Annotated in this window: 7 protein-coding genes and 1 tRNA gene; 1 reads left to right on the forward strand and 7 read right to left on the reverse strand. The window is 65.8% G+C overall.

Annotated elements, in window-relative coordinates; genetic code table 11:
- Positions 1-436 precede the first annotated feature (436 nt).
- A tRNA-Leu gene (locus tag ASF72_RS13400) sits at positions 437-518 on the reverse strand.
- A gap of 203 nt (positions 519-721) precedes the next feature.
- Between ASF72_RS13400 and ASF72_RS13405 the strand changes: the two genes are divergently transcribed.
- Positions 722-1,327: an ANTAR domain-containing response regulator gene (locus ASF72_RS13405; RefSeq protein WP_050684085.1), complete on the forward strand. Its 606-nt coding sequence runs from the start codon at positions 722-724 to the stop codon at positions 1,325-1,327.
- Positions 1,328-1,405: 78 nt separating this feature from the next.
- Here the strand turns inward: ASF72_RS13405 and pyk are convergent, their stop codons facing one another.
- The 6 genes from pyk to trpB form a co-directional block, all read right to left on the reverse strand.
- On the reverse strand, positions 1,406-2,896 hold the full coding sequence (pyk, locus tag ASF72_RS13410; RefSeq protein WP_050684084.1) for a pyruvate kinase: 1,491 nt from the start codon (positions 2,894-2,896) through the stop codon (positions 1,406-1,408).
- Positions 2,897-2,960: 64 nt separating this feature from the next.
- Positions 2,961-4,418 carry a glutamate synthase subunit beta gene (locus ASF72_RS13415; protein WP_056599712.1) on the reverse strand — a complete coding sequence of 486 codons (1,458 nt, stop codon included), beginning with the start codon at positions 4,416-4,418 and terminating at the stop codon, positions 2,961-2,963.
- Positions 4,411-9,021: a glutamate synthase large subunit gene (gltB, locus tag ASF72_RS13420; RefSeq protein ID WP_056599715.1), complete on the reverse strand. Its 4,611-nt coding sequence runs from the start codon at positions 9,019-9,021 to the stop codon at positions 4,411-4,413. The genes ASF72_RS13415 and gltB overlap by 8 nt, the downstream gene beginning before the upstream one ends.
- 264 nt (positions 9,022-9,285) lie before the next feature.
- On the reverse strand, positions 9,286-10,440 hold the full coding sequence (lgt, locus tag ASF72_RS13425) for a prolipoprotein diacylglyceryl transferase (RefSeq protein WP_056599716.1): 1,155 nt from the start codon (positions 10,438-10,440) through the stop codon (positions 9,286-9,288).
- A 3-nt stretch (positions 10,441-10,443) separates the two neighbouring features.
- A complete protein-coding gene (gene trpA / locus ASF72_RS13430) occupies positions 10,444-11,253 on the reverse strand; it encodes a tryptophan synthase subunit alpha (protein ID WP_056599718.1) in 810 nt (269 codons plus the stop codon).
- Positions 11,250-12,581 carry a tryptophan synthase subunit beta gene (gene trpB / locus ASF72_RS13435; protein ID WP_056599720.1) on the reverse strand — a complete coding sequence of 444 codons (1,332 nt, stop codon included), beginning with the start codon at positions 12,579-12,581 and terminating at the stop codon, positions 11,250-11,252. Before trpB ends, trpA begins: the two co-directional genes overlap by 4 nt.
- Between the last annotated feature and the right edge of the window lie 83 nt (positions 12,582-12,664).

Raw genomic sequence — 12,664 nt, forward strand, 5'->3', positions numbered from 1 at the left:
CGACTCGTGGGTGGTCCTGAATCAAACCGTCTCAGCGGTCCTGAATCGAGTTGACATACTCAGCGCACCGTGGCGCCGAGACAAATAAGGAGCCGAAATCGGGGCTGTGTCGGCAAAGGCGACTGCCACGTCCTGGGGCCGACCCCGGACAGCTGGTGATCAAGTCAACGCCTGTAGCCACGACACAAATGCAGGCCGGAAATCCAAGAATTGACGTGGGAGCTGCAACCTCCGCCGGACCTGCATGCTCCGTGGCGTTCCAGCTCACATACAGCTAAGGGATTCAGGTGAGCGCCGCAAACGTCGGGTCTAGGAGGTGCATAGGATGTAGCGCTCATTCTCAGCTAAACCGTGGGTGTCGAACGCGACGCCTTCCGAAAAGTCAAGCTTTGTCAACACTAGAAAGAGAAAACGCCACTGACCTGCGGAAACACTGTGCCCGAGGTGGGACTCGAACCCACACACCTTTCGATACCGCATTTTGAGTGCGGCGCGTCTGCCAATTCCGCCACTCGGGCGCGGAATACACGGAGGGGAACGGAAACCCCACGAAGGAACTGTGAGCAACGCGATCACTCCATGTACGCGGAATTACTCTACATGCAGATAGGCTGAATCCCAGAATCGCGCCGCTGACGCCGCAATTGACCATGCAGGCCATGTACAGCAGCGGTGGCACCTAAGATAGTGATGTCCCGCCGTACCTTTCCAAGGAGATCCCGTGACTGAACAGACGGAGTCAAAATCCACGTCCCAGCCGGCGCGCCGCGTCATTGTGGCTGAAGACGAAACCCTTATCCGCCTCGACATCATCGAGATTCTGCGCGGCGAAGGTTATGACGTTGTGGGCGAGGCGGACAACGGCGAAAAGGCGGTCCAGCTCGCCGAGGAACTCAAGCCTGACCTGGTCCTGATGGACGTGAAGATGCCCGTCATGGACGGCATCTCCGCCGCCGAGAAGATCGTCAAGGCCCGCATCGCCCCCGTGGTGCTGCTGACGGCCTTCAGCCAGAAGGAACTGGTGGAGCGGGCCCGCGACGCCGGCGCCATGGCCTACGTGGTGAAGCCCTTCACCCCTGCTGACCTCATCCCCGCCCTGGAGATCGCCCTGTCCCGCCACGAGGAGATCAAGGCCCTCGAAAGCGAAGTCTCCGACCTTCAGGAGCAGTTCGCCACCCGCAAGCTGGTGGAGCGCGCCAAGAGCCTGCTGACCACCAAGATGGGCCTGACGGAACCGGAAGCATTCCGCTGGATCCAGAAGACCTCCATGGACCGCCGCCTGAGCATGCGCGAAGTGGCCGAGACCATCATCAACCAGGTCAACTAAGGCCGCACAAAACACCAGACATAAAAGGGAAGGTCCCCGCCGCGGCGGGGACCTTCCCTTTTGTGTATCGGAAGCCTGCTAGGACTTCTTCTTCTTTTCCGGCCAGGGGCCGAGCTTTTCCTTGTTGCTGGTCGCTTCGCCCGTGTAGGTCGAGTCGGCGAGGTCGCCCACCTTGTGCACCTTCAGCGAGTTCGTGGAACCGGCCTTTCCGGGAGGGGAACCGGCAGCGATAACCACCAGGTCACCGTCTTCCACCAGTCCCATTTCCAGGAGGCTGCGGTCCACCTGGGCGGTCATCTCGTCCGTGTGGTCCACCATGGGCACCAGCACCGGCTGGATTCCCCAGGTCAGTGCCAACTGGTTCCAGACCTGCTCCACCGGGGTGAACGCGAAGACCGGCTTGATGGGGCGCAGGCGGGAAAGCCGGCGTGCCGAGTCACCGGACTGCGTGAACGCACAGATGTACTTGGCGTCCAGCTGGTCGGAGATCTCGACGGCGGCACGGGTGATGGCGCCGCCACGGGTCTTGGGCTTGGTCCCCAGCGGGGGAACGCGCTCCAGGCCGTGGACCTCGGTGGATTCGATGATCCGGGCCATGACCTTGACGGTTTCGATCGGGTACTTGCCCACGCTGGTCTCGCCCGAGAGCATCACGGCGTCAGCACCATCCAGGACGGCGTTGGCGCAGTCGGAGGCCTCCGCGCGGGTGGGGCGCGGGTTGTCGATCATGGATTCCAGCACCTGGGTGGCCACGATCACTGGCTTGGCCCAGCGACGGGCCAGCTCGATGGCGCGTTTCTGGACGATCGGCACTTCCTCCAGGGGAAGTTCCACACCCAGGTCGCCACGGGCCACCATGATCGCATCGAACGCGTCGATGATCTCGGAGAGCTGCTCCACGGCCTGCGGCTTTTCGATCTTGGCGATCACCGGCACGCGGCGGCCTTCTTCGTCCATGATCTCGTGCACGCGGACAATGTCCTGCGCGTCGCGGACGAAGGACAGGGCGATCAGGTCAACGCCGCGACGCATCGCCCAACGCAGGTCGTCCTCGTCCTTTTCACTCAGTGCGGGAACGTTGACGGCAACGCCGGGCAGGTTGATGCCCTTGTTGTTGGACACCATGCCGCCGACGGTCACTTCGGTGACCACCTTGACGTTGTCCACGGCCGTAGCGCGCAGCGCCACCTTGCCGTCGTCGATCAGCAGCGCGTCGCCAACGTTGACGTCCTCGGTGAGGCTCTTCAGCGTGGTGGAGCAGATCTCCTTGGTGCCGGGGACGTCTTCGGTGGTAATCGTGAAGACATCACCGACGGCGAGGGCGTGCGGGCCGTCAACAAAGCGGCCCAGCCGGATCTTGGGACCCTGCAGGTCGGCCATGATGGCAACCGGCTTGCCCAGGTCCGAGGCGGCCTTGCGGACGTTCTCGTAGGTGCTGTCGTGCACGGTGTAGTCACCGTGGCTCATGTTCATCCGGGCGACGTCAACGCCGGCCTCCAACACCGCCCGGGTGTTTTCGTAGCTGGCAATTGCCGGGCCGAACGTGGCCACAATTTTTGCGCGTCTCATATACCTACCCTATTGGTAACTTGCATTGGTTAAGTTGTCGTCGAGGTGAACCCTCGGTGCATCTCTACAGGACGGCGATGGCCCGGTCGGTGGGCGCCACGGGTGCCGGCAGGATGGTGCTGCCCATCAGGAACTTGTCCACGGCAGCTGCCGCGGCGCGGCCCTCGGCGATGGCCCACACAATCAGGGACTGCCCGCGGCCGGCGTCGCCGGCCACAAACACACCTTCGGTGCTGGTCATGTAGTAGCCGTCGCGGGATACGTTGCCGCGGCCGTCGAACTCGGCGTTCACCTGGTCGGTGATGCCTGCCTGCTCCGGGCCCGTGAAACCGAGCGACAGGAACACCAGGTCTGCCGGGATGACCCGCTCGGTGCCGGCCTTGGGCAGGCGCTTGCCGTCCACAAACTCGGTCTCGGCCACCTTCACGCCGGTGAGCTTGCCGTCCTCCCCCACAAACGAAACGGTGGAAGCGAGATACGTCCGCTCGCCACCTTCCTCGTGGGCGCTGGCCACTTCGAACAGGGTGGGGAACGTGGGCCAGGGCTGGTGCCCGGCGCGTTCCGCCGGCGGCTGCTTACCGATGGCCAGGGTGGTCACCGACGCGGCGCCATGCCGGTGGGCGGTGCCCAGGCAGTCCGCACCGGTGTCGCCGCCGCCCAGGATGACCACGTGCTTGCCCTGCGCATGGATCTGGTTCTCGACGGACTCCCCCGCCACCACACGGTTCGCGGGCACCAGGTAATCCATGGCGTAGTGAACGCCGTCCAGGTCCCGGCCGGGAATGGGCAGGTCGCGGGGAACGGTGGCGCCGGTGCAGACCACGACGGCGTCGTATCGCCTCCGCAGCTGCTCCCAGGTCACGTCGGTGCCCACCGCAACGCCGGTCCGGAAGCGGGTGCCTTCGGCCTTCATCTGCTCAACGCGGCGGTCAACCTGCTCTTTTTCCATCTTGAAGTCGGGGATGCCGTACCGCAGCAAGCCGCCGATCTTGTCGTCGCGTTCGTACACGGCGACGGTGTGGCCCACGCGGGTCAGCTGCTGCGCCACGGTCAGGCCGGCCGGGCCGGAGCCCACCACTGCCACGGTCTTGCCGGTCAGGCGGGTGGGCGGCAGTGGGGTGACCCAGCCGTTCTCAAACGCCTCATCGATGATGGAGACCTCAACCTGCTTGATGGTCACAGCAGGCTGGTTGATGCCCAGGACGCAGGACGCCTCACAGGGTGCCGGGCACAGCCGGCCCGTGAACTCGGGGAAGTTGTTGGTGGCGTGCAGCCGCTCAATCGCTTCCTCGCCCTTGTCCCGCCAGGTGAGGTCGTTCCACTCCGGAATGAGGTTGCCCAGCGGGCAGCCCTGATGGCAGAACGGCACACCGCAGTCCATGCAGCGGCCGGCCTGGCTTTTCAGGACGCCCTTTTCCTGGGCCTCGTAAACTTCCTTCCAGTCCATGATGCGGACGGGAACGGGACGGCGTGGCTGGGTTTCACGCTGGCGTACTTTCAGAAATCCGCGTGGATCAGCCACCGGTCACCTCCAGGATTCGAGACCAAACTTCTTCGCCATCGGGGTCAAGGCCCTCTTCGATGGCGTCGAGACGGGTTTGCAGGACGGCCGCGTAGTCACGCGGCAGCACCTTGGTGATGCGGGCGGCGGTGTCATCGAAGTTCTCGAGGAGGCGCGCCGCCAGCTGGGAGTCAGTTTCTTCAACGTGCTTGACCAGCAGGCCATGCACAATGTCGCGGTCCTCGGCATCCAGCTCCTTGAGCTGGAGTTCGCCGGACTGCAGGGCTTCCTTGTTGACCCGTGCAGTGTCCAGGTCCAGGAGGTACGCGGTGCCGCCGGACATGCCGGCGCCGAAGTTGCGGCCGGTGCGGCCGATGATCAGGGTCTGGCCGCCGGTCATGTACTCGCAGCCGTGGTCGCCGATGCCTTCGACGACGGCCGTGGCACCGGAGTTGCGGACCAGGAAGCGTTCGCCCACCTGGCCGCGCAGGAACATTTCGCCGCTGGTGGCGCCGTAGCCGATCACGTTGCCGGCAATGACGTTGGTCTCGGCCTTGAACACGTTGGTGCGGTCCGGCCGGACAATGATGCGTCCGCCGGAAAGGCCCTTGCCCACGTAGTCGTTCGAGTCGCCGAACAGCCGCAGCGTGATGCCGGCGGGCAGGAACGCGCCCAGCGACTGGCCGGCGGTTCCGTTCAGGGTCACGTCGATGGTGTCGGTGGCCAGGACGTCGGTACTGAACGTCTTGGTGACCACGTGCCCCAGCATGGTGCCCACGGACCGGTCGGTGTTGATGACGTCCACGTTGATCTTGACCGGGCTGCGGTCCGTCAGCGCCTCGGTGGCCATGGTGATCAGCCGCTGGTCGAAGTGCTTGTCCAGCTCATGGTTCTGGCCGGTCATGTTCCGCAGCGGGGCGTCGTCGTCAAACTCCAGCCCGTGCAGGATGGGGTCCAGGTCCAGGCCGTCGGCCTTCCAGTGGTCCACCGCTTCGCGGGCGTCGAGGACCTCGGCGTGGCCGATCGCGTCCTCAAGGCTCCGGAAGCCGAGTTCCGCGAGCAGTTCACGGACTTCCTCCGCCAGGAATTCGAAGAAGTTGACCACAAATTCGGGCTTGCCGGTGAAGCGCGCCCGCAGTTCCGGGTTCTGGGTGGCAACACCCACGGGGCAGGTGTCCAGGTGGCAGACGCGCATCATGATGCAGCCTTCCACCACCAGCGGAGCGGTGGCGAAACCAAATTCCTCGCCGCCCAGCAGCGCGGCGATAACCACGTCGCGGCCGGTCTTAAGCTGGCCGTCCACCTGCACCACCACACGGTCGCGCAGGCCGTTGAGCATCAGCGTCTGCTGCGTCTCTGCCAGGCCGAGTTCCCACGGAACACCGGCGTGCTTGAGCGAGTTCAGCGGCGAGGCGCCGGTTCCGCCGTCGTGCCCGGAAACCAGTACGACGTCGGCCTTCGCCTTGGTCACGCCGGACGCCACGGTGCCGATCCCCACTTCGGAGACAAGCTTCACGTGAACCCGCGCCGACGGGTTGGCACGCTTCGCATCGTAGATCAGCTGCGCGAGGTCCTCGATGGAGTAGATGTCGTGGTGCGGGGGCGGGGAGATGAGTCCGACGCCGGGCGTCGAGTGCCGCGTCCGGGCCACCCAGGGGTAGACCTTCTGCGCCATCAGCTGGCCGCCTTCGCCGGGCTTGGCACCCTGCGCCATCTTGATCTGGATGTCGTCGGCGTTGGTCAGGTAGAGGCTGGTCACGCCGAACCGGCCGGATGCGATCTGCTTGACGGCGGAGCGGCGCTTGGGATCAAGCAGCCGGTCCACGTCCTCGCCGCCTTCACCGGTGTTGGACTTGCCGCCCAGCTGGTTCATGGCAATGGCGAGGGTCTCGTGGGCTTCCTGGGAGATGGAGCCGTAGCTCATGGCGCCGGTGGAGAACCGCTTGACGATGCTGGAGACCGGCTCCACCTCGTCCAGCGGAACGGACGGCCGGTTGTCCTTGAACTTCAGCAGCCCGCGGAGCGTCATCAGGTTGGTGGACTGGTCATCCACACCCTTGGTGTACTGCTTGAAGATGTCGTAGCGGCGCTCACGCGTGGCGTGCTGCAGCCGGAACACCGTCTCCGGGTTGAACAGGTGCGGCTCGCCGTCGCGGCGCCACTGGTACTCGCCGCCGCCCAGGAGCGGGCGGTGGGGCTGCTCGATGCCGCCCTCGGGATAAGCCATCTGGTGCCGGGCCGAAACCTCGGCGGCGATCACGTCAAGACCCACGCCGCCCAACTGGGAGTGCGTGCCGGCGAAGAATTCGTCCACCAGTTCCTGGCCCAGGCCCAACGCCTCGAACGTCTGGGCGCCGGTGTAGGACGCCACGGTGGAGATGCCCATCTTGGACATGATCTTCAGGACGCCCTTGCCGAGGCCCTTGATGAGGTTGTAGACGCCGTCCTGCGCCGTAACCCCGGTGACGTCGCCGGAGCTGATGAGCTGCTCCACCGATTCCATCGCCAGGTACGGGTTCACGGCAGACGCGCCGTAGCCGATCAGGACTGCCACGTGGTGCGTTTCGCGGACGTCGCCCGCCTCGACCACCAGGGCGGTCTTGGTGCGGTTGGCGCTGCGGAGCAGGTGGTGGTGCACGGCGCTGACCAGCAGCAGGGACGGGATGGGCGCCCACTGCGCGTTGGAGTCACGGTCGGAGAGCACAATGTACTGCACACCGCGGTTGATGGCGCCGGAGACCTGCTCGCAGATTTCGGTGAGCCGGGCACGGAGCGCGTTCTCGCCGCCTTCGGGGCGGTACAGGCCACGGACCTTCATCGCCACGCGGTCGCCGTCGGGGCTTTCGATGTTGGCGATCTTGGCGAGCTGGTCGTTGTTGATCACCGGGAACGGCAGCTGGACCTGCGGCTGCCGGACCTGCTTGGTGTCCAGGAGGTTGCCGTTGGGGCCGATGGCGCACGTCAGGGACGTGACCAGTTCCTCGCGGATGGCGTCCAGCGGCGGGTTGGTAACCTGCGCGAACGACTGCACAAAGTAGTCAAAGAGCAGGCGGGGCCGCTTGGACAGCACAGCCACGGGAGTGTCTGAACCCATGGCGCCCAGGGGCTCGGCGCCGGTGCGGGACATGGGACCCAGCAGGATCTTCAGTTCCTCGGTGGTGTAGCCGAAGGTGCGCTGGCGGATGTTCACGGAGGCGGCCGTGTGGACCACGTGCTCACGCTCGGGCAGGTCGTTGAGGTCGATCAGGTTGTCCTTGACCCATTCGGCCCACGGGTTGGCCGCGGCAACTTCTGCCTTGACCTCTTCGTCGTCGATGATCCGGCCGGCATCCGTGTCCACCAGGAACATCTTGCCCGGCGAGACGCGGCCCTTCTTGACCACCTTGGAGGCTTCGACGTCGATCACGCCCACTTCGGAAGCGAAGATGATCAGGCCGTCTTCGGTGATCCAGAACCGGCCGGGGCGCAGCCCGTTGCGGTCCAGGGTGGCACCCACCAGGTTGCCGTCGGTGAAGGAGACGGCGGCGGGGCCGTCCCACGGTTCCATCAGCAGGGAGTGGTATTCGTAGAACGCGCGCCGGGCCGGGTCCATCGTGGCGTGGTTTTCCCAGGCCTCGGGGATCATCATCATGATCGAGTGCGTGATTGGGCGGCCGGACAGCCACAGGAGCTCGGCAACCTCGTCGAAGGACGCCGAGTCGGAGGCCCCGGGGGTGCAGATGGGGTACAGCTCTTCCGGGGAATCCCCCAGCAGCGGGTTGGCCAGCTGGGACTGCCGGGCGCGCATCCAGTTCCGGTTGCCCTTGACGGTGTTGATTTCACCGTTGTGGGCGATGGTGCGGAAGGGCTGGGCCAGCGGCCAGGACGGGAACGTGTTGGTGGAGAAGCGCGAGTGGACGATGGCCAGCTTGGTTTTGAACCGCTTGTCCGAGAGGTCCGGGTAGAACGGCTCGAGCTGCGCGGTGGTCAGCATGCCCTTGTAGACGATGGTGCGCGAGGACAGCGACGGGAAGTACACCCCGAACTTGTTCTGCGCACGCTTGCGGATCCGCCAGGCGCGGGAGTCCAGCTCGTTGCGGTCCAGTTCCTCGCCCGTGGCCGAGGCAAGGAACGGCTGCGAGAAGTAGGGCATGCAGGCACGGGCCATGGCACCCACAAGGTCTGCCACGATTGGGACTTCGCGCCAGCCGAGAACGGTGAGGCCCTCATCTGCCGCGAGGCCTTCGATGCCGGCCTTGGCGGCGTCGGCTTCGCGCTGTTCAGCCGGCAGGAAGGCGGTGCCTGCCACGAACTGGCCGGGCGCAGGCAATTCGAATTCGGTGACCGCCCGGAAGAACTCGTCGGGGATCTGCATCAGCAGGCCGGCGCCGTCGCCGGTGCCTTCGTCGGCGCCAACGGCACCCCGGTGCTCAAGGTTGCGCAGGGCCGTGAGGGCGGCGTCAACAATGTCGTACCCGGGTTCGCCGCGGAGCGTGGCGATGATCGCCAGGCCGCAGGCGTCCTTCTCCTGCTCCGGGTTGTACAGCCCGCGTGCCTCCGGCAGGTTGGCGAAGCGCTTGAACGGCGAAACGGCAGCCTGGGACTGATCGGGTTCCGACCAGCTGGGCGTTGGTGTTGGGGTCATGGGAGACGTCCTTCCTCATGAAAGTGCGTATGGAAGGGACGCCATTGGCCCCACTCGTGTCCACGCCAAGTGACGGGCGCAACAAAGTGTTACTTACTGGAAATTGTAGGCCAGCACGGCCTGCTGAACTAACAGTTACGCAGGCCCCTGACCAAGGCCTGCCCCGGCAGCAGCTCTATGCTGTCCGGCTCGGCCCCATCCCACGACGCTGTGGATTCAGGGCGCTTCGAGCGGTGGCTCTGCTGCCCTGCCGGGCCGGACCGGTTACTTGCTGGTACCGGTGTCCGGCACGGATCCGGTGGCTGTGCTGCCGGAGCTTCCGGCAGCCGTGGCATTCGGTTCCGGCGTGGTGCCGGCCGGTGCCGCCTTGGCATCTTCCGTGGGGTCGGAAGCGTGCCAGGACCCGCTGTGGTTATCTGGGAGATTACCACGCGATTCACTATCTGAGACAGCAGAGTCCGGATTCCGGACCCCTGGGGATGCCGTCCCAACTGTTGTTCCGGCGTCGTCCGCTGCCGGTTCCTTGCCCGGCAGGAACACGCTGTCCGGCGTTGGCCTGCCCTTGAGGCCCAGCAGGATAAAGACCACCAGGGCCGCGACGAACACAAAGATGCTGGTCCAGACGTTGAGTCGGGTGGTGATGCCGAAGAGGTCGATCTGCTCGGCGTCATCGATGCGCATGGCTTCGATCCAGACCCGGCCCAGGGTGTAGTACATGGCGTAGAGCCAGAAGAGCCTGCTGCGGCGGAACCTGTTCCTGCGGTCCAGGGCCAGCAGGATCACCACACCCACGAGGTTCCACAATGATTCGTAGAGGAACGTGGGGTGGAACAGGGTGTCGGCGGCGTAACCCGACGGGAAGTTGGCGTTGTCGGCGTCCACCTGCAGTCCCCAGGGCAGCGTGGTGGGTCCACCGAAGAGCTCCTGGTTGAAGTAGTTGCCCCACCGGCCGATGGCCTGGGCCAGGAGGAGTCCAGGCGCCGCGGCATCCAGGAACGCCGTCAGCTTGACGCCGCTGCGCCGGCAGCCGATCCAGGCCCCCACAACACCGAGGACAACAGCACCCCAGATGCCCAGCCCGCCGCGTTGGATCTGCGGGATCAGGGAGAGGTCGCCGGTGCCGTCGAAGCCCGGGCCGAAGTAGGCGTCCGGAGAGGAGACCACGTGGTAGAGCCGGCCGCCGATGATGCCGAACGGGATGGCCCAGATGACGATGTCCCAGAGGCTCCCTTCCGGTGCACCGCGCCGGGCCCAGCGCAGCGAGGTCAGCCAGAGGCCCACCACAATGCCTGCGAGGATGCAGAGCGCGTAGGCGTGGATGCGCAGGGCGCCCCACGGGAGGGGAATGTCGAAGCCGGACCAGTCCGGGCTCGGGATGCTGGCGGGCACCAGGGTGGCCGCAGCCAGGAGGGTCTGCATGGTTTAGGCGTCTTCCCTGGTCAGGCCGGTGCTGAGTTCCTTGGTGAGGGTGGCAACGGCGTCCACGCCGCCGTCGCGGATGGCGGCCACCAGGGCGGTACCGACGATCACGCCTTCTGCGTATTCCGCGATCTCACGGACCTGCGCGGCGGTGGACACACCCAGGCCAACGCAGACGCGTTCGGCGCCCGCGGCGTGGGCTGCTGCCACAACGTCCTTGGCGGCGGTGCTGACGGTGGACCGGGCACCGGTGACGCCCATGATGGACACGGCGTAGACAAAGCCGCGGCTCGCGTCCACTGTCCGCTGCATCCGCTCGGGAGTGGAGGACGGGGCCACCAGGAACACGCGGTCCAGGCCGTACTTGTCCGAGGCTGCCAGCCATTCGGCGGCTTCATCCGGGATCAGGTCCGGGGTGATGAGCCCGGCGCCGCCGGCCTCGGCCAGTCGGCGGGAGAACTCGTCCACGCCCATCCGGACCACGGGGTTCCAGTACGTCATGACCAGGACGGCGGCATCGGTTTTGCTGGTGATGCCGGCGACGACGTCAAAGACCTGGCGGACCGTGAAGCCCTTGGCCAGCGCTTCGGTGGTGGCAGCCTGGATGACCTGCCCGTCCATCACCGGATCGGAGTAGGGAATCCCGATTTCGATCAGGTCGGCGCCGTTTTCGGCCAGGGCAATGCCGGCCGCAATGGTTGCCTCAACGCTGGGGTAACCCGCGGGAAGGTAGCCGATCAGGGCGGCCCGGCCTTCGGCGCGTGCATTGTCAATGGCTGCCGCCGCTTTGCTGGTGGCTTGTGCGGTGCTCACAGCTGTTCCCCCTCTTTGCCGATTTCCGACTCGGCGGAATCCTTGTCCAACAGGTCAAACCATTCAGCGGCGGTGGCCACGTCCTTGTCGCCGCGGCCGGACAGGTTCACAATCACGATCCTGTCCTGGGCCGTGCCGCTGCCGGTCTCAGCGACTTCGGCGGCCAGCCGCTGGCCCACCTTGATGGCGCCGGCCAGGGCGTGCGCTGACTCGATGGCCGGGATGATGCCCTCGGTCCGGCACAGGATGCGGAACGCTTCCATGGCTTCGCTGTCAGTGATGGGTTCGTAGCTGACCCGGCCGATGTCGGAGAGGTAGGAGTGCTCCGGGCCAACACCCGGATAGTCCAGTCCGGCGGAGATGGAGTGCGATTCGATGGTCTGCCCGTCGTCGTCCTGCATCAGGTAGGACCGGGCGCCGTGCAGCACGCCGGGCTTGCCCAGTGTGATGGTGGCTGCGTGCCGGCCGGTCTCCACACCGTCGCCGCCGGCTTCGAAGCCGTAGATCTTGACGGAGGGGTCATCCAGGAAGCCGTGGAAGATGCCGATGGCGTTGGAGCCGCCACCGATGCAGGCGACGACGGCGTCCGGCAGCCGGCCCACCTGGTCGAGGATCTGCGCGCGGGCTTCCTCGCCGATTACCTCGTGGAAGTAGCGGACCATGGCGGGGAACGGGTGCGCCCCCGCGGCGGTCCCCAGCAGGTAGTGGGTGTTGTCCACGTTGGCCACCCAGTCGCGGAGGGCGTCGTTAATGGCGTCCTTGAGCGTCTGGGATCCGCTGGTGACGGGGATGACGGTGGCGCCCAGCAGTTCCATCCTGGCCACGTTCAGGGCCTGCCGGCGGCAGTCCTCGGCGCCCATGTAGACCACACATTCCAGGCCCATCAGTGCCGCGGCGGTGGCGCTGGCCACGCCGTGCTGGCCGGCGCCGGTTTCGGCGATCACGCGGGTCTTGCCCATGCGCTTGGCGAGCAGCGCCTGGCCCAGGACGTTGTTGATTTTGTGTGAGCCGGTGTGGTTCAGGTCTTCCCGCTTGAGGAACACCCGCACTCCCCCGGCGTGCTCGGCAAAGCGCTTGGCTTCGGTGAGCAGCGAGGGCCGGCCGGAGTAGTTTTTGTTCAGGTCCGCGATCTGGGCCCGGAAGTCAGGATCGTTTTTGGCCTTCTCGAACGTCTCCTCCAGTTCGTCCAGGGCGGCGATGAGGGATTCGGGCATCCAGCGTCCGCCGAAACTGCCGAAGTACGGCCCCGGGGCGTGGCGTAGGGAACCGCCCTGAAGGAAGGCTTCCGTGGCATTGTTATCAGCGTTGCCTGAGGGTGCGTGGGCCATCAGTCCCGTCCTGTTCAAATTGGTGGGTCAAGGGAAGTGTGGTGCGCCGGGCTGACCCGGCGGCGGGGTGCGGCACCCGGGGG

It is taken from the genome of Arthrobacter sp. Leaf141, assembly GCF_001424565.1.
Classification (GTDB): Bacteria; Actinomycetota; Actinomycetes; order Actinomycetales; family Micrococcaceae; genus Arthrobacter.

Bases quoted from the DNA above. Each gene is read 5' to 3' on its own strand.
- pyk (WP_050684084.1), bottom strand. From the start codon at position 2,896: ATGAGACGCGCAAAAATTGTGGCCACGTTCGGCCCGGCAATTGCCAGC.
- gltB (WP_056599715.1), bottom strand. From the start codon at position 9,021: ATGACCCCAACACCAACGCCCAGCTGGTCGGAACCCGATCAGTCCCAG.
- lgt (WP_056599716.1), bottom strand. From the start codon at position 10,440: ATGCAGACCCTCCTGGCTGCGGCCACCCTGGTGCCCGCCAGCATCCCG.
- trpB (WP_056599720.1), bottom strand. From the start codon at position 12,581: ATGGCCCACGCACCCTCAGGCAACGCTGATAACAATGCCACGGAAGCC.